This window comes from Litorimonas cladophorae, from assembly GCF_014652455.1.
Lineage (GTDB): Bacteria > Pseudomonadota > Alphaproteobacteria > Caulobacterales > Maricaulaceae > Litorimonas > Litorimonas cladophorae.
In genome coordinates this window covers 810,859-835,792 of record NZ_BMYV01000002.1, presented here as the reverse complement: position 1 = coordinate 835,792, position 24,934 = coordinate 810,859, and the positions used below count along the sequence as shown (strand labels likewise).

Below are 24,934 nucleotides of genomic sequence, written 5' to 3'. Positions count from 1 at the left end.
AGTCAAAAGGTAAATCCGACCGTGCCACAACAGGCCCAAATGTCCACCATGCCGGACCTAGTCAATTTTGAGCGCGTCGCCCTTCGCTACGGGCGCGGACCTGAAGTGTTGACCGATGCCACATTGGATTTACCGCAAGGTAGCTTCACCTTTTTAACGGGTCCTTCTGGTGCTGGGAAATCGACGCTGCTTAAACTCTGTTATCTGTCACTCATCCCCTCACGCGGTTTGATCCGGATGTTTGGCCGCGATAGCGCCCTCCTTACAAACCCAGAACGTCAGGCCATCAAACGTCGAATTGGTGTGGTTTTGCAAGACTTCCACCTCATTGAGCATCTTAGCGTTTATGAAAATGTGGCCTTACCGCTGCGGGTTTCAGGTCAATCAAGAAGTACATATAACGCCGATGTGGTAGAGCTCCTCCAGTGGGTCGGTCTTGGACACCGGATGCAGGCCCTCCCGCCGACATTGTCGGGCGGCGAAAAACAACGCTGTGCAATCGCTCGCGCCGTGATTGCAAAGCCTGACCTTTTGATTGCGGATGAGCCTACAGGGAACGTTGACCCCGTCATCGGCAGACGTTTGCTGCGCCTCTTTTCAGAAATGAACCGTATGGGGGCTACTGTTCTGATCGCGACGCATGACACGCATCTGATCGATGAATTAGACGCGCGCGTTCTGCGGATCGAAGAAGGTCGTGTATTTAAGGGCAAATCGCAATGAGTGCCGCCCTGTCAGTTCAACCGCAAGAGGCTCCGCTTCTACCTACCAAACTACGTAACGCGCGCGCGCTTTGGGTGGTTTTAGTCATCATGGCGCTGCTAGCGGGATGTGCGCTGCTATTTGCGCGCGGTTCCATGCGCCTATCTACAGATTGGCAGAGCCAACTCTCAGATACGCTTACAGTCCAGCTCATTTTAGAAAACACCAATGATTGGGCCCCACAAACCTCGACCGCCAGTATAGCACTGGCCAATGCGCTGCCAGGTGCGGACATAGAAGTCGTCAACCAAAGCGCCGCCCGCGACCTGCTGCGTCCGTGGCTGGGAAATACGGTTCTCCCCGATAATCTACCTGTTCCTGCGTTGATCAATATTACGGGTAAGGAGCTATCGGCCGAGCGGGTTCGAGCGACGTTGGATGATATTGGCCTAACGTCTAATATTGACGATAATTCCCGCTATGCGGATCAATTGCGAGGAACGGTACGACGACTTGTTGCGATTGGCATCGGGACTTTGAGTCTCGTTTTACTTGCTGGATTATGCGTGAATATTTTTGCAACACGCGCCAGTATGACCGCGCAAAAAGAGATTATTCGCGTACTCGTCCAAGTCGGCGCCAGCGACAAGTTCATCGCAAAACTCTTCATCGGCCAAGCTTTTCGACGTGGCGCCATTGGCGCATCTATAGGATTAGGGCTTGCAGGCCTGCTCTGGCTTCTACTTTCCATCATGGGTGACTGGGGTGGTTTGGGATGGAGCGGCTTGGGTGCCGGATTTAAAGATCTGCTGTGGCTGATCGGATTGGGAGCTGTTTTCGCCGTAATTTGCGCGGGCGCCGCAGGGCTAACCGCTACTCGGCAGTTAGCCTTTGAACGGAAGCGCCTGTGAAGCGCAGGGCCAAAAACCGTAAAGATATCAAGCCCCAAACCAAAAGACGGGGTTGGACGCGATTTTTCCTATTTCTGATTATCGGTACCTTGTCTTTAGCGTTCGGCGGCTTTCTCGCATTTGCCCAATATGTCGACAAAATAGGCCCCCCAACAGAGGTTCCCATTGCAGACGGCATCGTCGTTTGGACAGGCAAAGGTGGCGGGCGGCTACAGGCCGGTGTCGATCTGCTTGCTGCCAAAAAAGGCGAGAGGCTCCTGATTTCGGGCGTCCACGAGAGCAATGCGCCGCCGCAGATCAAAGAGTTGACCGGATTATCAGATGACTTGGCAGACTGCTGTTTGGATCTAGACTATGTAGCCAAAGATACTTTTGGAAATGCGCGTGAAACGGCCGATTGGGCCGAGGCTTTAGGCTATGATCACATCATCTTGGTGACCAGTTCTTACCATATGCCCCGCGCCAAAGTCGAAATTGCGTCAGCAGCTGGGCGCATACGGATTACCCCTTATCCCGTTGAACGCGCTGATAGTCGAACTTGGTACAAATCAGCAGATCGGACCAAACGTCTCGCGCAGGAATATGGCAAACTGCTCGTCTCGTTCACGCGCGGGCGTGACAAAGAGATCGGTTCACCTGAGCTAGAGATGTCGCCCAATAACTAAACCGCAGTGGTCAGTCTTTGTCAGCATCCAAAATACGGCGCCGAATATCCCGTGTTTTGGCAAAGTTATCCAACAGCATATCCCCGTCGTCCCATCGGATCGCACGCTTCAGCGCCGTCAGGTCTTCGATAAACCGGTCCACCATTTCTAAAGTAGCGGTCTTATTGGTCAAAAATACGTCGCGCCACATGACAGGGTCTGATGCCGCGATACGGGTGAAATCGCGGAAACCGCCAGCGGAGAATTTCACCACTTCTTTGTTGGTGACAGTTTCCATATCGATGGCAGTGCCAACCAACGTGTATGCAATCAAATGGGGCAAATGCGAGGTCGTTGCCATAACCATGTCATGCCGCGACGGGTCCATAACTTCCACAAGGCTTCCCAACCCTTTCCAAAACGCGATCAGATCAGCAACCGCGGTTTCATTCGTGCCCTTTGGTGGGGTAAGCACGCACCAGCGTTTTTCGAAAAGTTCTGCAAAACCTGCTTCAGGACCAGAATTCTCCGTTCCCGCAATGGGGTGACCTGGAACGAAATGTATATCCTTCCGCAGACGGCCTGCCAAAGCTTGGACAAGATGTCCTTTAACCGAACCCACATCCGTCAAAACGGCACCCGCTTTTAAGGAAGGCATTAAATTCATCGCAGTCGTCGCCAATCGCGCTGATGGCGTACAAAGAATGACCAAGTCAGCCTGCGCGGCGAAATGATCCGCGTGACCATCTGCAACACCGTCAGCAATTCCGAGCTCTGTGATCGATTTGCAAGCCGCCTCGGACGTGTCAGCGATATAGATAGTTTTGCATTGGTCCTTCGCACGGGCCGCCCGTGCAATGGAGCTTCCGATCAAACCGCCGCCAACAATCAAGAGTGTTTCAAACCGCATTCGTTCAATCCAATTCTATTGCCCGATAGGGCGAGGCAAGCAGCCGATGACGCGGCGCGTGGGTGAGGCTGGCAGATCATGGAATCCGTCCAAGCTATATAGACGAAAGTCTCCTGAGACAGCTCTCAAAATTGCGCCTTCGGGCAGCAGGTCTTGATCCTTCACGCAAAGAAGCGTTTGGTCTGCACCAGACGGCGTCAAAACAACATCCGCGACCGCAACGGCACGAGGCCAATCTCGGCGCCCCGTACGCGGCAAACCTGCAAGAATATGCAAACCTTCCATTGCCCCTCCCGGGCCGAGCGCCGTCCACCAACTGACCATTCCACCGGGAGGTGGGGCAGGAGACGGCAAGACCGCAACGCCCTCACCTTCAGCGTAACAGGCTGCAAGCGCAGCACTCGTCGTAGGATAGGTCAAAACATCCAGCGCCGCACCAAACCGATCGCGAACCAGTGACCAATTCGAAAGAACATCCCCTTCTAACGCGACGTGCAACCGCATCGGGCCCTGAGCAGCAAGACTTGCGCTCATGAGCTCAGCCCAAATCGTGGAGACTAAGGACGCAGGCGTGGCTTCCGCAGCGCGAGCAAGTTGACGAACATGACTATCTTCCCGCGATGGCCGCCAGACCCGCATTCCACCTTTAGCTTTCCGAACTTGTCCAGAGAGCTCCAGACGCTCCGCGATCAACTTTAGCAGGGCCGTGTCAACACGATCAATCTCGCGTCTAACCGTTTCAATATCAGGAGTGTCTTCAGACATCAGTCTTACCTATGCCGCCTTTGTTGACATGCGTTTTGTTTAGCGCAGGAACGCCAGAAAATTTTGGACGCGCCACTTTTTGAGCGTGTCCATTGTCAGATGGCGCATAAAGGCGCTTGATCGCTTCGACAAGCACTAGCCCAGAAAAACGTGGCCAAACCGTCTCCCCAAACCGTTCGGCACCGCGCAGCAAGCTGGGTCGCGTTAAAAGGGATGTCGGCGGAATATATAGCGCGTTGGACCCGACGGTCGGAATAAATTTTGCCCGCGCCAAGGCCGCTTTGAGTTGTCGTCTGGAATAAGGCCTTCCCGCACCAAAAGGTAAACCTTCGGCCCGCGCCCACATACCTGAACGGTTGGCACAGATAATAACAATGCGCCCTTCGGGAGCGAGCACGCGATAAAGCTCCGAAAGAGTGGCGGCCGTTGTCTCGGATTCTTCCATCATATGGACTGCTAAAATCCGGTCAAAAGTCGCATCCGAAAAGGGTAATGCCTGTCCCTGTGTCAGGACTGTCGCGACGCCGCGCCTTCCCTGATGCGCAATCGCGCCTTGGCCTTCCGGCATCGCAAGAACAAGGCGGTTTGCACTCGGCTCATATGGCGCAAGGTAGGGCCACGTATAACCATATCCCAACACATTGCAGCCGCACAAATCAGGCCAAAGTGTCGACAAACGACGAGCGGCCATATCTCGTGCCGCCCCCCCCAGAGGGCTAGCGTAGAATTGTTCTAATCTTATCGCGGTTTCACGCATAAGCGTCGTCTAAATCAAGACGCTCGCTTTTGCCAGCTTGGTGCAGCGGAAGGAACGCCAAACATGAAGCCCTGCAGGTAATCCACGCCTAAACGCCGCAAAATATCGGCATCGGCACGGTCGTCGACCATTTCCGCGACAGTTTTCACGCTGAAGGTTTGGGCCAGATCGACCATCATACGCACGAAAGTCTGCTTGTTCGGATCGGAGGCAATACCCTCAATTAGAGTACCGTCGATCTTGATCATATCAGCCTCAATGGCCATCAGGTTGCGGAAGGTTGTGTAGCCAGAGCCAAAATCATCGATTGCGAATTCACATCCAATAGCGCGAACTTCATTTGAGAATTCGCTGGCCATGGCAGGGTCATCTAATGCCACGGTCTCGGTCAATTCCAAAGTTACACGTTCAGCCGCTGGGCCAAGCGCTTTTAGGGCAGCTATGTATTCCGAGGCAGCTGTGACGTCTTTAACAGTGCCTGCGGAGACGTTCAGGGCCAGGTGCACATCTGGCTCAGTCGCCAAAGTCTCTGCGGCCAATTCTAGAGCACGGCGGTCCAATAGATGCACCAAACCTAACCGTTCCGCGGCCATAATGAACCGACCAGCGCTGACGACTTCGCCATCTTCGCGCCGCAAGCGAAGCAGAGCTTCGTAATGGTGAAGTCGGGATGTTTTCGTCTCTATTATAGGCTGATAGGCTAACTGAATACGGCGCTGGTTCAGCGCGTTGAGAATATCATCTGCGGTCGTTTCCTGACGGGTACGCAAAGTATCCATGGCCATAGTTTCGACAAAGGCCTTTATTTCGGATGGTCGAGCGTCCTCTATCGCAAATTCGGTTTGACTTAACGCTTCACTTGCAGAACTCGCTTGAACTCGCATTTGCGTAGAACTTGCGGAAAATTCTCCATATAGACCGCCATGCGGGGTTTGAACAGGAGAGTTTTCAAGGAGAAAGAAAAGACGTTTTGCAATTGCGCGCACATCTTCCGCGGTGGAACCGTAAAGAACAAGGCCGAAGTCTGCGCCGCCGATTCGACCTAGAACATCCGGTGCTCGAACAATTTGAGACAAACGACGCGCAAATTCAATAAGCAAACGATCCCCTGTCTCGAAACCGTAAACCGCATTGATGTCGGAAAGATTTGTGAGACGCAAACGAAGTAGGGCGCCTTCCCCACGTTGGCGATTGGTCAAAGCGGCCAAATGGTCGAGCGATTTCTCTGTCGCCGCCGCATTGGAAACGGATGTCAAATCATCATGAGTTGCCAAAAATGCTGTTCGATTTTCTACCCGTCGTCGAGACGTTACATTACGTATGACTCCTTCGATTTCGGTTGGTATGTCCCCAAGTCCCGATTTACGACGGCCTTGCTCTTCTAGCCAGATTTCTTCGCCTTGGTCCGTTCTCCATTGGTAGGTTAGTTTGTATTCTGCACCATCCCAAGTCAGGCGACGCATCGCTTTTTGGCGCGCTCGTACATCTTCCCCCTTCAGACGGTAGTTCCAATCTACAAGCACATTGGGAATTTGGCCTGAGGAGCTGCAAAGTACATCTGCGGCCTGAGCATGTGGTTCAAAATGAAGTATTGTTCGATCGGTTATCCGAAAGGGGGCAGCCCGCATCAGAGATAATGCGACATCTTTGCTCCAGACTCCGGCAATGCGCGCGAGTCGGTCACCTTTTGTGACGTTCTTATTCATATTCAGCACCCACCATAAATACAACCTACGGTGCACTTCTTAAGATTCACAGAATCAGTCCCCATATCCATCCGCGACCGCAAAATCGCGGCGCGCTGCCGCGATGGTCACCATGAATCCCGCCATAACATCTAATAATGTCATAACCATGATCAGGAAGAACACTGAAGTCGCGAAGGCCGGCAAGAGAAGAAACTCCACCAAACACACGATAAATAACACAAGGGAAAATGCATGGTTCATGACAGCGGCTCGACCAATGCCTGTCGACTTTATTAGTTCGAAGAACAGCATCAAGAGCGATCCCGCAATCAGAGCATGGCCTGGTGTAATATCCCATGTCACGCCGCTAGTCATTGGCAAGGCAAAGACATCCGTGTCTAGACGCAGGCGCATTTCTTCAATCGTTGAGAACGCTGCCCCACCTAAAGCGAGAATATTATAGATCACCACAGGGATAATCATCAGCGGGAAGACAGTAAAAAAACGCACAGGGCTTTCTCGGCGGAAGAGAACCCTTCGCGCTTGGCGCAAGGGCTCGAATCAATAAGGTTAAGAAAATCCTACCCGCCCATAGTTTACGAGGCGTTAACCCTAGCAGACGTGCAATGACCGCGTCCGTTAGAGTTCGTCGACGCCGCCCGGTAGTCTCATTCGACTGCGGAGCCAGATAACGCCACGTAGATCCGCGATTGAGACCTTTAAACGGCCGAAATTGGTATATTTACTGACGCCAAATTCGCGGGCGCGATGGTTCACATCGCAAAATTCGATCTGATAGCCTTCGCGCAACATCAGGGCAGGGATATAGCGGTGAATATGGTCAAAGTAGGGAAGGTCTAAAAACGCGTCCCGCTTAAAGACTTTTAAGCCGCAACCCGTGTCATCGGCCTCGTCTTTCAACAGTTTCTTGCGCACACCATTGCCAAAACGAGAAGCAATCTTTTTGGCGGCAGAATCGATACGTTTTGCGCGACGTCCGCCGACCATTGCCAATGTTTCCGGCGCGCCCTCCCGCGTGAGTTGAGAAAATAACGCTGGAATATCAGCTGGGTCATTCTGACCATCGCTGTCCAAAGTCGCGATCACAGGCGCCAGCGCCGCACGGACGCCAGTGCGAACACCACGGGATTGCCCAGCATTCTCTCGATGGGCCAAAACGCGGAGATTGGGGAAGCGAGATTTCATACCCATCAGAACGGATTTTGTCTCATCCGATGAGGCATCATCGATAAAAATCATCTCATAAGGCACATCAGATAAGGCGTTTGAAATTTCCCGAGCCAAGTTCTCCACATTCTCAGCCTCATTATAGGCAGGCACCACAACGGAAATATGCGGCACAGCGCGGGACTCGGTATTATTTTGATCAATTGACATAGTCGCCTCATGTCATGAAATTACGAGTTCATCAAAGGCGAAAACACTTTTGCAAATTCACCCGATAGGGTAGTCGCCCTTATGCTGGGATCTTTAAATAAGCGCCGTTCGCACATCGTGATGCTTTTCCTGCTAACCCTCGCGATGGTTTTGCCTGGTTTGGCGAGTTTACCTGTCATTGATCGCGATGAAGCCCGCTATGCTCAAGCCAGCGTGCAAATGGCTGAAAGCGGCGATTTACTGAACATTCGATTTCAAGACGAGGCGCGCAACAAGAAGCCGGCCGGCGTCTATTGGGCTCAAACGGCCATGATCAAAACATTTTCTCAAGACGATACGCGGAAAATTTGGGCGCAACGCCTGCCCTCCGTCTTGGGTGCGCTTCTGACAATCCTCGCACTCTATTGGGGCGGCTTGCAGATGGTCGGCCGAAAAGCCGCCGTGATCGCAGCTGCGCTTTTAGCAACATCATTTATTTTCGTTTTCGAAGGACACATCGCCAAGACAGACGCCCTGCTCTGTGCATCAACAACCGTGATTTTTGCCGGGTTGGGGCGTCTAAGGAATGGCGGTGGGCGGCGCGAGGTTTGGGTTATCTGGATTGCCCTAGGCGCATCAATTATGATCAAAGGTCCCATTGGACCAATGTTGATAGCCCTCACCCTCGGTAGCCTATGGGCGTGGGAGCGAAATCTAAAATGGGCGCAATCATTGTTGAATTGGGGCGCTATTTTAGTCTTTATTCTGATGTGGTTACCTTGGGCTGTCGCCATGTATTTTGTAACCGAAGGTGCATTCTTCGCAGAAAGTCTCGGCAACGATTTAGGCGGCAAAATCGTGTCAGGTCAGGAGAGCCATGGAGCGCCGCCAGGAACACATAGTTTGCTCATTTGGGCAACGCTTTGGCCCGCCAGTCTCTTTCTCCTGCCTGGACTTGTTTACGCGGTGAAAGCCGTTCGTTCAGGCAGCGAGACAACGGTGACGCGGGCAATGCGTTTCTGCTTGTCCTGGGCCGTGCCGTTCTGGGTGATCATCGAGATTATGCCAACAAAACTGCCGCATTACGGGTTGCCCGTCTTCCCCGTCCTTTGCCTAATGATGGGCGCAGCAATATTGACCCTTAAACATGTCAGAGGTTTCAGTGTTTCGCGTTTCGTCAGCGGTTTGGTTTTCCTCGTTTCCACAACCCTCACGCTGGGCATCGTCCTTTTTGGCCAGAGCCAATATGGACCTACGGATACAATGTGGGTGAGCTACGCAATTTGTGGGATTGCGGGATTGGCCGCGATCATTGCAGCCTTCTGCCTCTGGGCGGGGAAAACAGGCTTCTCTTTGGGATCGGCTCTATTTGCATCTATGGTCGCTATGATTGGAGCTTATGGCTATATTTTACCCAATATAGACGCTTTTAATGCTTCAGAGCGCGTCGCCGAAGCCATTACAAAGTTTGCGCCAGATATTTCCCCTCGTGACATTCACAGCCCCCATTATACAGAGCCCAGCCTCGTCTATCATGTAGGAACAGAGATAAATGTGAAAGGCGACGCTCCTGACCTGTCAAAAAGCCAGCTCATTATTCTGGATTTAATGCAGCGGGAGAAAGCTTTGATCTATCACGAGCTCGAGGCTTCAGCAGCAACAAGAGAGAACTGCCTAGAGACGTCAGAGCCTATCGCTGGGTATAATTACTCCAAAGGGCGCGCTGTAGAATTGATTATTTTGCGGGAGGTGCCTTGCGCGGACCCTCGCGTGTCATCGCCCCCCGAAGCGAAAGAAGATAGGCCCGCCCCAGAATAGCTGCCGCCATAAACGGCGCCGCCAAGACCGTTAAAATTTTCGACATAGGTCCCGGTTGGTAGTGCCAAAAATATCGTAAGAAGCCTTTGAGTTTTTCTTTTTCGATCCAAATGCGAGGCGCATTAGAGGTCGAGCCATAGTGCATAACCGTCGCACCGGGTACAAACGCGACCTGTCCGCCCAACTGACGTGCACGGCGGCATATTTCTATATCTTCCACATGAAGGAAATAACGCTCATCAAAACCGCCCATTTTATCAAAGCTGGGCCGATCCGTCATAAGACACGCCCCAGAGATCGTATCAATTTGAACCGTGTGTTTGGGTAGTTCGTCGGTCTCGCGGTGAATTGACCGTAAACCTGGGATAACTTCCAGGATGGGCAAGAACCCGACCAACGCAGAAAGAGGCGTCAGTGCACGGCGCCGCGCACCGCGTTGTTCTTTGCCCGTTTCGTCACGGAGCAATCCGCCAGTAATCCACGGCTCAACCAAACAATCCCCTGCATTTGCAAGCTGGCGGGCCGCGCCCGACGTAATGACAGCATCCGGGTTTAAAAACAGAAGGTAGTGCCCTGTCGCCAATTTCGCACCGTAATTGCAGGCACGAGCAAAGCCAATATTTCCGTGTCCTTGTAAAAATCGGACGCGGTTTCGTTTCGCGGTCAACTCCGAAAGCCGAGCGCGAGCGCTCTCCGTGTTTCCATTGTCGACGACGATCAATTCATGAACATCACGATCAGCGAGCACCGCCATGATGGCTTCGATTAAGGCAGGTCCAGTCATATAACTGACCATAACCACACTGATAGGACGTTTTCGAACCGTATCGGTCGCAGGGATAGTACCCTCGACATTAAATGTGACAATTTTAGTCAACGTTGTACTCCTTAGGTCCATTGCGCCAGACCCCAGAGTGAACCTTTAAGCGCCCAAGCCTATGAGTGTAAAGGAAAATATATTTTGCAAAACTCAGTTCAGCTGGTGTTCACGTCTTGAGAGCGCAATAAAATGATGATGCTCGCAGCCAGTACAATCAGCGCCCACCACCAATGTTGCCACACGCCGACTGTCACAGCACTGCAAGTCGCCGTTGCTGAAACAAGCCCTGCAACCCCAATTGATTGTAGAGAATTTTGGCAGGTCTTTAATGATGTTTCGAGCAAGGCGACCAAAGTCCCCACCATTAAAACGACTCCTATCAAGCCTGTCTCCAACCAAATCTGTAGGCCAATATTGTGGGGGTGCATCGAAATCACGGGAATGTTGCGCCCGTCAGGCGCTTGGAACGTTACTTGATCATAAATACGCGATGAATCAAATCCATGGCCAATCCATGGTGTTTGCTGGATCAACTCCCAGCTATAGGCCCACATGCGCAGACGATGTTCCCAAGACAGCGGAATTTTCCGCATGGTCTCAATATCAAAAAGGCTGGAGAAAATTCCAAGTAGTGGAGCGAAAACAATACTCGCGATGGCAAGAGAGAAGGCTAAAATAACGCCCCAACGCGGTCGCCACCAAGCAAAGCCCGCAAAGCCAGCAGAGAGCGCCAACGCTGGAATGACAATGCTAAGATTGTTGAGTTGTGCCGACACAGCCAGACCTATCAACAAAGCGATCGCCAACCATACGCCACGCTTCATTTTTGCAATCATTAGAGCGGCTACAGGCCACGCGAGTAACGCGTAGCTGACTTGCCCGCGCCCTAGGTTCATCTCTGCATCGCTGCGACGTTGAACGGGATTAGCACCAGGCGCGACAGGGTCACCCCAAATGGAGAGCGCGTAGCCAGTGGCCGCGTCAATCCAAATGATCGCAACGCCGATTATACTGCCGATGATCAGGGCCCAAGTTAAGATCACGCTCAATCGCTTGGTAAGGCGAAGAAACGCAAGAGGCACGAATAGTAATGTGAGCGTCAGGATAAAAAGAATGGAGGCATTCCCGCCAATGACGTCACCGTCATACGGACTCCAAAGCGATGACAACCACGCCCAAAGCACGAAAGCTAAAAGGCAAATTGGCCAGATAGACCTCAAATAGGCTGCGCCCGATCGATCTGCCACCCAGACCAATATGGCCGAAATGCCAAGAAAGAACCCCACCGCCTGAAACCCCAACCCGCCCGCGATGGACAGAAGAGGAAAAAGCAGAACGCCAAGAAAGAGGAGTCCTCGCGAGAGACCGTCGAACCCTTTAACTAACGCGCCCAAACCGTCTATCCTCTTTGCTGATCTGGAGCTTTCGCCTCATCTGATAAGGCGGCAATTGCCTCCTCAATCGTGAGGATTGTTTGGTCACGCGAGCCTAGGCGGCGAATGGCAAGCTTGCCGTCCTCCATCTCTTTGCGGCCCACGACGGCGATCACAGGGATTTTTCGATCGGCGGAAAGTTCGCGAATTTTGTAATTTATCTTCTCATTACGTGTATCGATCTCAGCGCGCAGGCCCGCGGCTTTCAGTTTAGCTACAACCTCTTTGGCGTAGTCATCTGCATCGGAAGTGATAGTCGCAATGACGACTTGTACAGGCGAAAGCCACAGCGGGAAGCGTCCCGCGTAGTTCTCGATCAAAATACCCAGGAAACGTTCAAATGACCCGAGTACGGCGCGGTGCAACATAACAGGTGCATGCTTCTTGTCATCGTCGCCAATATAGGACGCACCAAGGCGTTCTGGCATATTTGGATCAAGTTGGATGGTCCCAGCCTGCCACTCTCGACCGATAGCGTCGCGCAAAACAAAGTCGAGTTTTGGGCCGTAAAAGGCGCCGTCGCCTTCATTGAGTTCGACTTCCAAACCGGAGGCATCGGCAGCGGCGCTGAGCGCGGCTTCCGCATTATCCCAATATTCATCGGATCCTACTCGCGTGTCTGGACGTGTGGAGAATTTCACTTTCACATCGTCAAACCCAAGGTCGGCATAGACAGATTTCAAAAGCTCGGTGAACCCTTTCACCTCTTCCGTCACCTGATCAAGTTTGCAGAAAATGTGTCCATCATCCTGTACAAAGCCGCGAACGCGCATGAGGCCATGCAGCGCGCCCGACGGCTCGTAACGGTGACAAGATCCGAACTCAGCGAAGCGTAGTGGCAGATCGCGATAGGACTTCTGGCCGTAATTGAAGACCTGAATATGGCAGGGGCAGTTCATTGGCTTGAGCGATAAAACTTTGTCCTCTTCCGCGACTTCGCAGACGAACATATTTTCGCGATATTTTTCCCAATGGCCTGACGCTTCCCAAAACTTGCGGTCCATGAGCTGCGGTGTCTTGATTTCCTGATAGCCATATTCACGCTGACGGCGGGACATATAGGCCATAAGAGTTGTGTAGAGCGTCCAGCCATTCGGATGCCAAAACGCTTGACCTTGAGCTTCCTCTTGGAAGTGAAACAAGCCGAGCTGACGGCCCAAGCGACGATGATCCCGCGCTTCGGCCTCTTCGATCTGTTTCAGATGCGCGTCGAGATCTTCTTGGGATGCCCAAGCAGTGCCGTAGATCCGCTGAAGTTGTGGATTATTCGAATCGCCACGCCAATATGCGCCCGCGACTTTCATCAACTTGAACGCCTTCCCAATCTTACCTGTGCTCGGCAGATGCGGCCCGCGGCAAAGGTCAAACCACTTGCCCTGCTTGTAAACGGTAATGGTCTCAGATTCAGGTAAATCCTCAATCAATTCAGCTTTGAATTCCTCGCCCATTTCGCGGAACATTTTAATGGCCGCATTTCGGTCCATTTCCACACGTTCGAATTTGTCATTCCGGTTGATGATGAACGCCATCTTCTTTTCAATCGCGGCAAAGTCGTCTTCGCTGATCGGCTCATCCCGGTGAAAATCGTAGTAAAAGCCATTTTCAATGACGGGGCCAATTGTGACCTGTGTGCCGGGGAATAATTCTTGGACGGCTTCCGCCATAACATGCGACGCATCATGACGAATAAGCTCCAGCCCCTCTGGGTCTTTCGCTGTAACCAGTTCCAATTTAGCGTCAGCATTAATTGGCAAGGACGCATCGACTAGCTCACCATCTAGCTTCGCAGCGAGAACCTGTTTTGCGAGACCTTTCGAGATGGACTTCGCCACCTCCATTGCCGTTGTGCCCGCCTTATATTCGCGCGCTGCACCATCTGGGAATGTCAAAGTGACCATTGTTTTATTCCGAGTTTGTCTTTGTCCACAAGGCTACGCGCCAAGGGGCATATAAAGGCGGTGTGGTAATGTTTTCGGGCACATTATCAACCCCAGTCGTCCCCCAAGGCTGACACCGTAGCAGTCGCGCAAGGGTCATCCACCCGCCATACCACGGGCCGTGTTCTAAAATAGCCTGTTTTGAATAACTCGAACAAGAGGGTTCATGCCGACATCGTACACCAAAGAAAAACAGAACCGGCGAAATGAATATCTTGTATATCGCCAAAGCCAAGAGCATCGGAAAACTGACGAGTTTTGAAAGAACGGACATGGTTAGTCCCTGTTCATCTGATCGGATATCTTAAAAAAATCTCGCATGAATTTGGCGACGATGCCTCCTGAAACAGGTCTATAAACTAGAGCGGAATAGGTTTCACTGTCCACATTATTTCTGGCCTTCGGCCTCGAATGCCAGAACGGCCGCCTCAAACGCTAAGAGGGTCGACGTATGACGTGCAAGATAGGCCGCGACACCTGCCAAGAGAGAAAGTCTGGCAAATCGCCCAGCAGGAGGATCGCCGCCGTCTCTCAACATCGCACGTAAACCATCCCGCGCTACAACGAGCTCTTCCAAATTCGCCCCGATTATCGACGCTTTCAAAATCGCAGCACTCGCTTGGCCCAAGGCACAGGCTTGAACGCGCATGGCACAATCGGTGACGACGCCATCGTCGATCTTCAAATCGATCTCCAGCCAAGAACCGCAAAGTTTCGAAACTTTCCGCGCTGTCCCATCAGGCGCATCCAAGGCCGCATTTTTCAACGTCGCGGAAAGGCCTAAAATATCAGCATTATAAAGGTCGTCAAACATAGGCCAGATATAGGGACCCGACCTTAACAACGATAGGGGCGTTTATCCCGCAGTGATATAATCTCGCATCGCGGCCGCTTCATTCTCCGCGTCAGCGATTTTACGTTTGACCACATCCCCAATGGAGATCACGCCCGTGATTTTGTCACCGTCAAGGACGGGCACGTGACGGATGCGGGACGTCGTCATGATTTCCATGACATCATCAACAGTTGCATCTGGTCCAACGGTAAATACATCCTTGGTCATTGATTTCGTTACGGCCTCATCGCGGAAACCTGTTTCTTGCAACAGGGATCGCCGCACAATATCGCGTTCAGACAAAATTCCGGCTAATTTCCCAGCGTCATCGGTAATCAGAACCACACCGACATTTTTTTCATTGAGCAGAGCTATAGCCTCGCGGAGCTTCGCGCCGTGCGAGACGGAATATATGTCATGGCTTTTGGCGTCTAAAATACTCTTAATCGTCATAAATTATCCTCCACTCTAAGTTTACCACATTGGCGGCAGTCTGTCCAAACTCGACCAAATTATCTGATCAGGGACGTCTAAGGTTGACGAGATCAATTTTCTTGCGGGCTTGATTGACCACATTCCAAGTCTGTGGATCTTGTGCCAGAACCCGGATTAATTTCCCGGTGGAAACACCTAACCCCGCCGCGGCAATACCTACGGCCCAATCATGATTGGCCAGTACATCCAACACATAGGCGATGAACGCAGCGTAGCGACGGTCCTTACGTCCCAAAGCCCAAGACCCGGTCCAGACTTCGGTGGAAAGATCTTCCGCAAGGGCGCACCGTAACTCAAGCGCAAGAGTCAAACGCAACCGCCGTAGAGCCTCGACGCGGTTGCGATGTTGGGACCGATGATCCGCGCACGACGCAAGGATCTGCCCGTCGAACAAAGACAATCGAACAGCCGAATCTGTTTTGTTCCGATGCTGGCCCCCAGGCCCTGACGCGCGATAGGTTTCTTGGCGACACTGCCGCAGCAGAGCCTCATCATCCAATGCGAGCAAAGCATCTCGATGGGGCAATGACGTTTTTTGAATATGGAAACTCGCCGACATCCGCATTGGATAACAGGTTTGACCTCGCGCTGGGAAAAAATCGATAAAAGGAGATCAATCCAGCTTTTATGGGTTTAAAAACTTCTGCATTTCAATGCCGTGACGCTTATTTGGGGAAATTGATAAACACCACGTGCATGATAGTTGTGTCGCTATAGCTCTTATGGACATAAGATAAAGTGGCGCTGTCTTTTTGACTCTAAAGACAGTGAGGCTGGGCGCGAGAGCGCCGCGTCTGCAGGACCCAGTGCATCATTGAGCACTTCCCCGTGTCTTGTAGCGGCCTAAAACAAAACTTTTAATTTGGTACCCGTTGAAGGTTTCCAATGCGCGGACGGTTCCAGTTTATAGCAAAATCAGGAGTTTCGTGACAGGCTGTGAGCGATAAGGTTCGCCAATCGTTACCAGTCGGTCACAATTAATTCATGTTTAGATTCTGCGGGCAGATATTGCCTATAACGGATAAGAGTCCCAAATCGGTCCCAGATGAAGTCAGTCACGAAGGACCCGACCATGAAAAGACCTTTATTGCTTGGCGCGGCGGCACTCGCCCTCCTCGCATCCCCCCTCGCCCTACAATCAAATGCCGATGCGCAGACCAACACACGTTCGCAAGCGATGACCGTTGATCCGGTGCGCGGCGTTCTGACCATGGCCCCGTTGTTAGAACGTGTGACACCCGCCGTTGTGTCGATCCAGACACTACAAGAGGCACCAGAAAACACGACGTCCTCCCCGGAACAGGAATTAATGGAGCGATTTTTCGGCGGCCGTATGTCCCCGAACAACCGCGGCCCGCGAGGAGGTTTGGGTTCAGGCGTTATTTATGATGCTAGCAAAGGCCTGATCATCACAAACAACCACGTCATTAAAGACGCCGACGAAATCATGGTCACACTTAATGATCGCCGTGAAGTCGAAGCCGAATTGGTCGGGGCCGACCCGAAGACTGATTTGGCCTTGTTGAAAATTGATGCCAGAGACCTCACGGAATTACGCCTTGCCAATACAGGCGAAGCCCGTGTCGGCGATTATGTGATTGCTGTCGGCAATCCATTTGGTTTGTCCTCCACCGTGACGTCGGGCATTATTTCAGCCTTGGGCCGCGACCAACGCTCTGGTGACAATTATTCCAACTATATCCAGACTGACGCCTCCATTAACCCGGGCAATTCCGGCGGAGCGCTCGTCAATTCCAAGGGCGAATTAATTGGCATCAATACGGCCATTGTCTCGCGTTCGGGCGGAAATAACGGCATCGGTTTTGCGGTGCCTGTTCGCACCGTCAAAAATGTTATCGAACAATTGCGTGAAAACGGCGAGGTCAAACGCGGACGGATCGGCGTCCAGATCCAAAACGTCACACCCGCGCTTCGTGAAGGCCTTGGTCTAAAATCTATGGATGGTGCGCTCGTCTCTGACGTGGGCGCAGGCACCCCTGCGGAAAAGGCTGGGTTGGAAGAAGGTGACATCGTAATTGCTTTCAACGGCGAGGAAATTCTCGACAGCAATGATTTGCGAAATCTGGTCGGCCTTCTCAAACCGGGCACTCGTGCCGACGTGACATTCCTGCGCGATGGAAAACGCCGAACGACGCGGATCGGCATTGCGGAAATGCCCGATGACGAAGATGAAACATCATCGCCCGATAGTCGTTACGGGGACGCTGAACCCGCTACTCTGGAAGCCTTCGATGGAGCGGAAGTCTCCAATATTCCAGATGATCTCGAATTACGAGGCGGCGATGATGGCGTCTATATTATGTCGGTAGAACGCGGCTCACGTGCGGCGCGCGCAGGACTTCAAAAAGGTGACGTCATCCGACGCATCGGTCGCACCGACATCAGTGACTTGGACGATTTCGAAGATGCCATCAAAGGTGAAGAAGGCCCATATGCATTGCGGATCGAACGGCAAGGTCGCAATCTGTATCTCGCGGTAAAGTAACCGCAATCCAATAACAAAGAAGCCCCGCAAATATGCGGGGCTTCTATTTTTTGACCCAAGAGTTCCTAGTAATTCAGGATGGGAGCAAGCCAGCGCTCTACGTCATCAACGCTCATTTCCTTACGTCGAGCGTAGTCTTCAACCTGGTCTTTCTCGATCTTTCCAACGCCGAAATAAACTGAGTCAGGGTGAGAGAAATAAATCCCCGACACCGAACTGGCAGGATGCATGGCAAAACTTTGTGTCAACTCAATGCCAGTCTCCTTCGTGACATCTAAGATATTAAAAAGCGCTGCTTTCTCCGTATGATCTGGCTGCGCAGGATAACCCGGGGCGGGGCGAATACCTGCGTATTTCTCTGCAATCAGCTCATCGCCGCTTGCCGTTTCATCGGGCGCATAGCCCCAAAATTCACGGCGCACGCGTTGGTGCAAATGCTCCGCAAAGGCTTCGGCCAATCGATCACATAAGGCTTTAAATAGGATAGAATTATAGTCGTCACCCGCCTCTTCAAACGCCTTTGACTTTGCTGATTCACCCAACCCAGCCGTAACAGCAAATCCACCAATATAATCATCAGTCGGAGCGCAAAAATCAGAAATGCAGAAATTGGGTTTGTCCTGACTGCCCTTAGAAATTTGCTGTCTTAGCCCGTGGAATTGCGTCAATGTTTCGGTGCGGGACGCGTCTTTGTACACGCGCACATCGTCTCCATTTTGTCCTGCGGGCCAGAAACCAAAAACACCATTCGCGGCTACCCATTTTTCAGCAATCATTTGATCTAACATCGCTTGAGCGTCTTCAAATAGATCCCGCGCGGCTTCACCATAGCGCTCGTTTTCAAGAATAGCTGGATAGCGCCCTTTCAATTCCCACGTCGCAAAGAAAGGCGTCCAATCAATGAAATCACGCAACTTCTCGAGCGGATAATTCGTCAGTGTTTTCGTACCGAGGAACGTCGGCTTTGGCGGCGTATAGTTCGCCCAATTCGTAGTCCAAGGATTATCCCGCGCCTCCTTGAGTGTCAGACGCGATTTGGCCGATTGTCCACGTTGGTGCGCCGCTCGCGCTTTTTCATACTCACTGCGAATGTCGAATGTATAGTCTGCGGACGTATCGCCCAGCAACTTACCAACAACGCCAACCGCACGACTGGCATCTGTCACATAAACCGTCGGACCCGCTTCATAGGCTGGTTCGATCTTCACCGCCGTATGCGTCTTGGATGTCGTCGCTCCACCGATAAGCAGCGGCATTGTCATACCGCGACGTTGCATTTCTTTGCCCACATAAACCATCTCGTCTAGGCTTGGTGTAATCAAACCAGAAAGACCCACCATGTCGACATTATGTTCGACCGCCGCATCCAAGATTTTATCGCATGGCACCATGACGCCTAAATCGACGACATCATATCCGTTGCATTGCAAGACTACGCCCACGATGTTTTTCCCAATATCGTGCACATCGCCCTTCACTGTCGCCATAAGAATACGGCCGTTCGACGTCCCAGCTGTACCCAGTAATTCCTTCTCTTCCTCCATAAAGGGCAGAAGATGGGCGACAGACGCCTTCATCACGCGCGCGGATTTCACGACTTGCGGCAGGAACATTTTACCTGCGCCAAAGAGATCGCCAACGACGTTCATTCCCGCCATCAAGGGGCCCTCGATGACATGCAATGGACGTTCTGCAGAAAGCCGGGCTTCCTCGGTATCGGCGACAATAAAGTCTGTGATCCCGCGGACTAACGCGTGTTCGAGGCGCTTCTCAACGGGCAGCTTTCGCCATTCTAAATCGACAACATGGGCTTTGGCTTTACCATCACCTTTGTATTTATCGGCAACCTCTAACAAGCGATCCGTCGCGTCAGGACGACGGTTTAAGATCACGTCTTCTACGCGCTCGCGCAGTTCATCTGGAATGTCATCGTAAATCGTCAATTGGCCCGCATTGACAATCGCCATGTCCAAACCCGCTGGGATAGCGTGATATAGGAACACCGAATGCATGGCTTCACGAAGGACATTATTACCGCGAAATGCAAAACTGACATTTGATAGGCCGCCAGATATCCGCGCATGCGGCAAGTTCGCCTTGATACGTTTGCAGGCATCAAAAAACGCGACAGCGTAATCATTATGCTCCTCAATACCCGTCGCGACCGCAAAAATATTTGGATCAAAAATAATATCTTCAGGCGGGAAATCGACTTCATTGACGAGCAAATTGTAAGCCCGCTCGCAAATTTCAAATTTATGGTCTGCGGTTTCAGCTTGGCCTTCTTCGTCAAAGGCCATGATGACGGCAGCGGCACCCAAATCTCTAACTTTGCGCGCATGCGCTAAAAACTCCGCCTCGCCTTCCTTCATGGAAATCGAGTTCACGACAGCTTTGCCCTGCACGCATTTCAGGCCTGCTTCGAGGACCTCCCATTTGGAACTGTCGATCATCACGGGGACACGGGAAATATCAGGTTCACCCGCCATTAACTGCAAGAAGCGCGTCATGGCCTCTGCGCCATCAATCAAGCCATCGTCCATATTCACGTCAATGATTTGCGCGCCGCTTTCGACTTGTTGACGCGCGACAGACAGCGCCTTCTCAAAGTCATTATTGACAATCAGTTTTTTAAACCGAGCGGAGCCAGCAACGTTTGTACGCTCACCGATATTGATAAATTGTGTTGCGGAGTTGGACATAAGCTAGACAGCAATCTGAAAAGGTTCGAGGCCAGACAGGCGCAATGTGGGCTTTGGCCCGACAGGTACGCGTGGTGTGCCTGTCGCAGCAGCTTTTGCAATCGCGGCGATGTGGTCTGGCGTTGTCCCGCAACACCCGCCCAGAATATTGACAACCCCGCCCTCAATCCACGGCGCAATCTGAGCTGTCATATCGGCGGGGCTTTCGTCATACTCACCAAACGCATTTGGCAGACCCGCATTTGGGAAAGCAATAACGCGGGTTTCGGCGACGCGACTAATGGCTTCAATATGCGGGCGCATTTCATCTGCGCCCAGCGCGCAATTCAATCCCACGGCCCAAGGTTTGGCATGGGCAATCGAGATATAGAACGCCTCTGCGGTTTGACCCGACAGCGTGCGGCCAGACCGGTCGGTAATCGTGCCAGAAATAATAATTGGCTTTTCATAGCCCACCGCAACGAAAGTTTCCCTGCATGCGGCGATAGCGGCCTTGCAGTTTAACGTGTCGAAAACGGTCTCAATCAAAATCGCATCTACGATATCTATAATGGCTGTGATCTGTTCGATATATGCGTCTTTGACTTCATCAAAAGTCACGTCGCGGTAACCTGGGTCTTCGACCTTTGGCGAAATAGAGAGAGTTTTATTCATAGGGCCAATCGAGCCCAAAACGGCCCTAGGTTTTTCGGGGGTCTTTTCGGTCCAAGCATCCGCAGCGGCGCGCGCCACCAAAGCCGAAGCGCGTGCGATTTCTGGCGCAAGCTCTGCCATGCCATAATCATCCTGACTAATGGATGTCGCATTGAAAGAATTTGTTTCAATCAAATCGGCACCCGCCGCCAAAAACGCATCATGGACAGACCGCACAGCCTCGGGTTTCGTCAGCACCAGGAGGTCATTGTTCCCTTTTAGGGGGCTCGGCCAATCAGCGAAACGCGAACCGCGAAAGTCTTCCTCTTCAAGCTGTTGTTTTTGCAACATCGTACCCATCGCGCCGTCCAACATAAGGATGCGATTGGCGCTGGCGGCGGTGATGTCGTCCCAAATATTCGCGCTGCGAGACATAGTGAACTCCTATTTCGTGCGGGCATTAACAGAGCGTGACCGACACGTATATAAAGAAATCATTATATGATGCTGAAAAATGCAAGAATGCGACTTGAATTGTATCTGCGCTGGTCTATGAGCGCCGTTGTCGGTCACCTTATAACGAGGTGCGAACATGGGAATGGGGTGACACCGCCACGCTAAATGGACGGGTGAAATCCTCAACGGCTCCCGCCGCTGTAAGGCCTGAGGGTCGCGATACATGTCACTGGGTCATTTCTATATGATTTGGGAAGACGTCGCGAACTGTTTGAGGGCTAAGTCAGAAGACCTGCCGACAAAGTCGCCAGCGCGCCCGGGCGGGATGTACCGATGCGCAATGGGAAAGCTCGCGATGGTGCGGGTTACTCCAATGACGACACAACAAACGTCACCCGACTCTGTTTGAGCGGGCTACCTTGGAGTGTGACATGAAGAGATTATTATTGAGCGCGGCAATTGTCGCGATGGCAGCGCCAGCTTGGGGACAGGTTCAGGCAGATTACGAGACTGCCGAACATTGTGAACCCAGTGCTGCTGCAAAGGCACAAGCCGCGAAAGTTGGGGATATCCTTGTAGTGTCGTGCGACCCGTCTCCTTTCCGATACGCAGAAATCGTTGTTACCGCAGATCGTCTTGGGTACTCTAGAAACAAAGAGCTCACTTCACCCGCGTCAACCCTAACGCAAGATGAAATCCATAACCGCAATCAATCTGTCATCGCAGACCTACTCCGCACTGTCCCCGGCCTGTCCGTCAGCCAAAATGGCGGCGCAGGCTCGCTTACGCAAATCCGTTTACGCGGATCAGAAGCCAACCATATCGTGGTAATCATTGATGGCGTCGAAGTCGCCAACCCCGCCGACGGCGCTTTTGATTTCGGTGGCCTCCGCACAGAGGATGTCGTGAAAATCGAAGTGCTGCGCGGCGAACAATCCGCGCTTTACGGGTCTGACGCCGTTGGCGGCGTCATCAATATCATCACCCGCGCGGGCAGCACTCAAGAAGGCTGGCGTGCGAGTGTGGAAGGCGGCAGCCGCGGAACCTATGAAGGCGCGGTGAGCGCTGTCATCCCCCTCGGTGAGGCTGCTTTATCCGTGAACGGAAATCTTTTCACAACTGACGGGTTCGACATTTCTGGATTGGGTGAAGAAAAAGATGGTTCCAAATCTCGGGCGTTCAGCGTCGGTTTGAACGCCATTGAAATTGGCGGCGTGAACCTAAGTACGAAATTTCGAAGTGTCATACGCGAAACTGATTTCGACAGTGATTCCGATTTCAATGGGCGCTTAAATAACACATTTGATTCCACAGAAGTTAAAACCGAAACAGCCCGCATTGATGCGCGCTTTGCCCTCGCGGGATTTGATCACAAAATCGCTGCACACATGGTTGAAACAGACACAGAGACTGTCGGCGGATTTTCCTCCCGTTCCATCGGGTCACGCCATGTCGCCAATTGGGCCGCGAAACGTGATTTCTCCGACGCTCACAGCCTCACAATCCTCGGTGAAGCCGAGCATGAACAATATGAAATCAGCCCGAACTTTACCGAAGCGGGCGCCCAACCTGATAATTGGACATATGGAATCGCCGGCGATTATCGGTTCAACACAAATGACATAACCTTCACTGCGTCTGCGCGACACGACATCAACGATTTGTTCGATAATGCCACGACATGGCGTTTGGGTGCGGGCTATGGATTCGATTGGAACGGTCGCCTGAGAGCATCCGTCGGAACAGGCATCAAGAATCCAACATTCGTTGAGCTCTTCGGTTTTTTTCCGGCGTCGCGTTTTACGGGAAATCGAGACTTACAACCTGAAACCTCATTGGGCGTGTCCATTGGATATGAACAATCTGTCGGAAATTTAGACCTGAGCCTCGATGTCTTTCGGTCCGAACTACAGGATGAAATCGCAACGGTATTTAATCTCGATTTTAGCTCTACGGTCATGAATTTGGGCACAGATAGTTCGCGCGAAGGCGTGGAGCTTGCCGCAAGTTGGTCATCTGACACGCTGAGTTTTCAGGGTTCGGCCAGTTTCCTAAATTCGGAACAAAATGATCTCGAAGAAATCCGTCGTCCAAAAGTCCTCGCCAGCGGAACAGCCACATGGACCCCGATCGACGAACTCGCCCTCACGGTCGCCGTAGATCATAATGGATCACAACTTGATACCGATTTCGCGACGTTTCAAAATGTAAAATTAGACGACTTCACTCTGATTGGCGCAAATGTGCGCTATCGATTAAATGACCGAGTGGCACTCACATTTCGCGGATCAAACTTGCTTGATAAAACCTATGAAGAAATTGTTGGCTATACCTCTGCTGGACGTGCCGTCTTCGGAGGGCTGGAATTAGATTTTTAGCGCGTACGCTGAATCTTCGCATCCACAGTGTCTATCACGTTTTCACCTTTAAAAGCGTGATAGCGCTGTACGGAATAGCCTTGCTCTCGTAACCCAGTGAGCAAGCTATCTTCACCCAACAAATGTGCAGTTCCGACAGCCACAAACCCGGTTCCACTATCATCCATGAAACGCGAAAGCGGCGCGACCCAATTTCGATTGCGGTCCCGCAATAGGCCATTAAACACCTCCGGTGCGCGGGCCTTCATCGGACGAATGAGTTTCTCGGTCAGATAATCAGTTCCCCCGACAGACCATTGTTCCGCAATATCCGTGGCATCTCGCCCAAGAATGCTAAATTGCTCCATTGTCTCCGTGAGGATATCTAATTGGATAAATTCAGGCAGGTCAGCAGACGCTCGAATTTGATCTTCGAGAGATTCGAGATAAACAACGTTTTTACCGGAACGTGAGGCTCTAGATTTCAGAGCTTCGTCCGCAGATAAGTCGGAAGATAAACCCGCATTTTGCGCTGCCGCAAATGTCAGAAATTCTGCCGCCAACCAAGGTTTCATACCGTCAAGCGACGCAATCGTCAGGCCACCATTATTCGCCGCGGCTTCTAAAAGGTTCAGCTGATAATTATCCAAACGATCAGATAATCGCAGCCCGTCATTTCGCAGTCCCAAGCTCGTCGTAAGAACTGTCGCGTCAATTTGTCCCCTAGGTCCAGTATCAACCTCGAAGAAGATCGTCCCCGCGTTATCAAAAGCCTGCCGCATGTCATCCCGCTGCCAAGTAAGATCATCGGGCAAAAGGTGAACTGTGCCAAAAATATAAAGAGTCGAGTCATGATCCTTGGCGACCCACATCGCGGGCCCGTCATTTCGTGTCCTAGCGTCTTGCACACGGGTAGACACAGAATCATTTGCCGTCCCCCCCTCGGGAGATGGAGAGCATCCAACCAATATCGCGGCCGAAAGAATAGAGGTTACGACGTGTTTCATGTCCAACATGTGTACGTTAAGGTGAAACGTTTCAACTGCTAGACAACACGTCAATGCAGCGCTAAGGGAGCGCCTCTAAGACGCACCCGTAGCTCAGCTGGATAGAGCGCTGCCCTCCGAAGGCAGAGGTCACAGGTTCGAATCCTGTCGGGTGCGCCATTATATTCACCACCCCGCACAT

Annotated in this window: 20 protein-coding genes, 1 tRNA gene, 1 pseudogene and 1 riboswitch; of the genes and pseudogenes, 7 read left to right on the top strand and 15 right to left on the bottom strand. The window is 52.0% G+C overall.

Features of this window, described 5'->3' with window-relative positions:
- Window positions 1–48 precede the first annotated feature (48 nt).
- The 3 genes from IE073_RS11635 to IE073_RS11625 are packed head-to-tail and all read left to right on the top strand — an operon-like array spanning window position 49 to window position 2,278.
- Window positions 49–723 (top strand): cell division ATP-binding protein FtsE, encoded by a 675-nt coding sequence (locus IE073_RS11635; RefSeq protein WP_189586017.1) that lies wholly within the window; start codon window positions 49–51, stop codon window positions 721–723.
- Window positions 720–1,613 carry a cell division protein FtsX gene (locus tag IE073_RS11630; RefSeq protein ID WP_189586015.1) on the top strand — a complete coding sequence of 298 codons (894 nt, stop codon included), beginning with the start codon at window positions 720–722 and terminating at the stop codon, window positions 1,611–1,613. The genes IE073_RS11635 and IE073_RS11630 overlap by 4 nt, the downstream gene beginning before the upstream one ends.
- A complete protein-coding gene (locus IE073_RS11625; protein ID WP_189586012.1) occupies window positions 1,610–2,278 on the top strand; it encodes a YdcF family protein in 669 nt (222 codons plus the stop codon). The genes IE073_RS11630 and IE073_RS11625 overlap by 4 nt, the downstream gene beginning before the upstream one ends.
- Before the next feature lie 10 nt (window positions 2,279–2,288).
- Here the strand turns inward: IE073_RS11625 and IE073_RS11620 are convergent, their stop codons facing one another.
- The 6 genes from IE073_RS11620 to IE073_RS11595 form a co-directional block, all read right to left on the bottom strand.
- Window positions 2,289–3,176 (bottom strand): prephenate/arogenate dehydrogenase family protein, encoded by an 888-nt coding sequence (locus IE073_RS11620; protein ID WP_189586333.1) that lies wholly within the window; start codon window positions 3,174–3,176, stop codon window positions 2,289–2,291.
- Window positions 3,177–3,182: 6 nt separating this feature from the next.
- Window positions 3,183–3,932 (bottom strand): chorismate mutase, encoded by a 750-nt coding sequence (locus IE073_RS11615; protein WP_189586009.1) that lies wholly within the window; start codon window positions 3,930–3,932, stop codon window positions 3,183–3,185.
- Window positions 3,925–4,623 (bottom strand): class I SAM-dependent methyltransferase, encoded by a 699-nt coding sequence (locus IE073_RS11610; protein WP_233350037.1) that lies wholly within the window; start codon window positions 4,621–4,623, stop codon window positions 3,925–3,927. Before IE073_RS11610 ends, IE073_RS11615 begins: the two co-directional genes overlap by 8 nt.
- 80 nt (window positions 4,624–4,703) lie before the next feature.
- A complete protein-coding gene (locus IE073_RS11605; protein ID WP_189586003.1) occupies window positions 4,704–6,395 on the bottom strand; it encodes an EAL domain-containing protein in 1,692 nt (563 codons plus the stop codon).
- Window positions 6,396–6,449: 54 nt separating this feature from the next.
- Window positions 6,450–6,887: a hypothetical protein gene (locus IE073_RS11600; RefSeq protein ID WP_233350036.1), complete on the bottom strand. Its 438-nt coding sequence runs from the start codon at window positions 6,885–6,887 to the stop codon at window positions 6,450–6,452.
- Between the two features lie 129 nt (window positions 6,888–7,016).
- Window positions 7,017–7,775 carry a glycosyltransferase family 2 protein gene (locus tag IE073_RS11595; protein WP_189586000.1) on the bottom strand — a complete coding sequence of 253 codons (759 nt, stop codon included), beginning with the start codon at window positions 7,773–7,775 and terminating at the stop codon, window positions 7,017–7,019.
- A gap of 81 nt (window positions 7,776–7,856) precedes the next feature.
- Here IE073_RS11595 and IE073_RS11590 point away from each other — a divergent pair, with 81 nt between their 5' ends.
- Window positions 7,857–9,572 (top strand): ArnT family glycosyltransferase, encoded by a 1,716-nt coding sequence (locus tag IE073_RS11590; RefSeq protein ID WP_189585997.1) that lies wholly within the window; start codon window positions 7,857–7,859, stop codon window positions 9,570–9,572.
- On the opposite strand, the gene IE073_RS11585 is transcribed toward IE073_RS11590, so the two are convergent.
- From IE073_RS11585 to IE073_RS14230, 7 genes are all read right to left on the bottom strand, one after another.
- Window positions 9,490–10,449, bottom strand: a complete 960-nt coding sequence (locus tag IE073_RS11585; RefSeq protein WP_189585994.1) for a glycosyltransferase family 2 protein — start codon at window positions 10,447–10,449, stop codon at window positions 9,490–9,492. The two genes, IE073_RS11590 and IE073_RS11585, sit on opposite strands and share 83 nt — an antisense overlap.
- Window positions 10,450–10,547: 98 nt before the next feature.
- Window positions 10,548–11,786, bottom strand: a complete 1,239-nt coding sequence (locus IE073_RS11580; RefSeq protein ID WP_189585991.1) for an O-antigen ligase family protein — start codon at window positions 11,784–11,786, stop codon at window positions 10,548–10,550.
- A 5-nt stretch (window positions 11,787–11,791) separates the two neighbouring features.
- Window positions 11,792–13,723, bottom strand: a complete 1,932-nt coding sequence (gene thrS / locus IE073_RS11575; RefSeq protein WP_189585988.1) for a threonine--tRNA ligase — start codon at window positions 13,721–13,723, stop codon at window positions 11,792–11,794.
- Between the two features lie 4 nt (window positions 13,724–13,727).
- Entirely contained in the window at window positions 13,728–14,003 is a 276-nt protein-coding gene (gene yidD, locus IE073_RS11570) for a membrane protein insertion efficiency factor YidD (protein WP_233350058.1), read from the bottom strand.
- Window positions 14,004–14,150: 147 nt separating this feature from the next.
- Window positions 14,151–14,576, bottom strand: a complete 426-nt coding sequence (locus IE073_RS11565) for an iron-sulfur cluster assembly scaffold protein (protein WP_189585981.1) — start codon at window positions 14,574–14,576, stop codon at window positions 14,151–14,153.
- Between the two features lie 42 nt (window positions 14,577–14,618).
- On the bottom strand, window positions 14,619–15,050 hold the full coding sequence (locus tag IE073_RS11560) for a CBS domain-containing protein (protein ID WP_189585978.1): 432 nt from the start codon (window positions 15,048–15,050) through the stop codon (window positions 14,619–14,621).
- Between the two features lie 67 nt (window positions 15,051–15,117).
- A complete protein-coding gene (locus tag IE073_RS14230; protein WP_373298702.1) occupies window positions 15,118–15,651 on the bottom strand; it encodes a peptide chain release factor-like protein in 534 nt (177 codons plus the stop codon).
- A 513-nt stretch (window positions 15,652–16,164) separates the two neighbouring features.
- Here IE073_RS14230 and IE073_RS11550 point away from each other — a divergent pair.
- Window positions 16,165–17,598 (top strand): DegQ family serine endoprotease, encoded by a 1,434-nt coding sequence (locus IE073_RS11550; RefSeq protein WP_189585971.1) that lies wholly within the window; start codon window positions 16,165–16,167, stop codon window positions 17,596–17,598.
- Between the two features lie 65 nt (window positions 17,599–17,663).
- Here the strand turns inward: IE073_RS11550 and metH are convergent.
- Window positions 17,664–21,368 (bottom strand): annotated as a pseudogene (gene metH, locus IE073_RS11545) (methionine synthase).
- A 114-nt stretch (window positions 21,369–21,482) separates the two neighbouring features.
- Window positions 21,483–21,703: riboswitch (cobalamin riboswitch) on the top strand.
- A 117-nt stretch (window positions 21,704–21,820) separates the two neighbouring features.
- On the opposite strand from metH, the gene IE073_RS11535 reads away from it, so the two are divergent.
- A complete protein-coding gene (locus tag IE073_RS11535; protein WP_189585961.1) occupies window positions 21,821–23,767 on the top strand; it encodes a TonB-dependent receptor plug domain-containing protein in 1,947 nt (648 codons plus the stop codon).
- On the opposite strand, the gene IE073_RS11530 is transcribed toward IE073_RS11535, so the two are convergent.
- On the bottom strand, window positions 23,764–24,753 hold the full coding sequence (locus IE073_RS11530; protein WP_189585958.1) for a TraB/GumN family protein: 990 nt from the start codon (window positions 24,751–24,753) through the stop codon (window positions 23,764–23,766). The genes IE073_RS11535 and IE073_RS11530 overlap by 4 nt on opposite strands.
- 82 nt (window positions 24,754–24,835) lie before the next feature.
- Here IE073_RS11530 and IE073_RS11525 point away from each other — a divergent pair.
- Window positions 24,836–24,912, top strand: a tRNA-Arg gene (locus IE073_RS11525).
- The last annotated feature ends 22 nt before the right edge of the window (window positions 24,913–24,934 follow it).

Bases quoted from the DNA above. Each gene is read 5' to 3' on its own strand.
- IE073_RS11635 (WP_189586017.1), top strand. From the start codon at position 49: ATGCCGGACCTAGTCAATTTTGAGCGCGTCGCCCTTCGCTACGGGCGC.
- IE073_RS11630 (WP_189586015.1), top strand. From the start codon at position 720: ATGAGTGCCGCCCTGTCAGTTCAACCGCAAGAGGCTCCGCTTCTACCT.
- IE073_RS11615 (WP_189586009.1), bottom strand. From the start codon at position 3,932: ATGTCTGAAGACACTCCTGATATTGAAACGGTTAGACGCGAGATTGAT.
- IE073_RS11610 (WP_233350037.1), bottom strand. From the start codon at position 4,623: ATGGCCGCTCGTCGTTTGTCGACACTTTGGCCTGATTTGTGCGGCTGC.
- IE073_RS11605 (WP_189586003.1), bottom strand. From the start codon at position 6,395: ATGAATAAGAACGTCACAAAAGGTGACCGACTCGCGCGCATTGCCGGA.
- IE073_RS11595 (WP_189586000.1), bottom strand. From the start codon at position 7,775: ATGTCAATTGATCAAAATAATACCGAGTCCCGCGCTGTGCCGCATATT.
- IE073_RS11590 (WP_189585997.1), top strand. From the start codon at position 7,857: ATGCTGGGATCTTTAAATAAGCGCCGTTCGCACATCGTGATGCTTTTC.
- thrS (WP_189585988.1), bottom strand. From the start codon at position 13,723: ATGGTCACTTTGACATTCCCAGATGGTGCAGCGCGCGAATATAAGGCG.
- yidD (WP_233350058.1), bottom strand. From the start codon at position 14,003: ATGCTCTTGGCTTTGGCGATATACAAGATATTCATTTCGCCGGTTCTG.
- IE073_RS11565 (WP_189585981.1), bottom strand. From the start codon at position 14,576: ATGTTTGACGACCTTTATAATGCTGATATTTTAGGCCTTTCCGCGACG.
- IE073_RS11560 (WP_189585978.1), bottom strand. From the start codon at position 15,050: ATGACGATTAAGAGTATTTTAGACGCCAAAAGCCATGACATATATTCC.
- IE073_RS14230 (WP_373298702.1), bottom strand. From the start codon at position 15,651: ATGTCGGCGAGTTTCCATATTCAAAAAACGTCATTGCCCCATCGAGAT.
- IE073_RS11550 (WP_189585971.1), top strand. From the start codon at position 16,165: ATGAAAAGACCTTTATTGCTTGGCGCGGCGGCACTCGCCCTCCTCGCA.
- IE073_RS11535 (WP_189585961.1), top strand. From the start codon at position 21,821: ATGAAGAGATTATTATTGAGCGCGGCAATTGTCGCGATGGCAGCGCCA.
- IE073_RS11530 (WP_189585958.1), bottom strand. From the start codon at position 24,753: ATGAAACACGTCGTAACCTCTATTCTTTCGGCCGCGATATTGGTTGGA.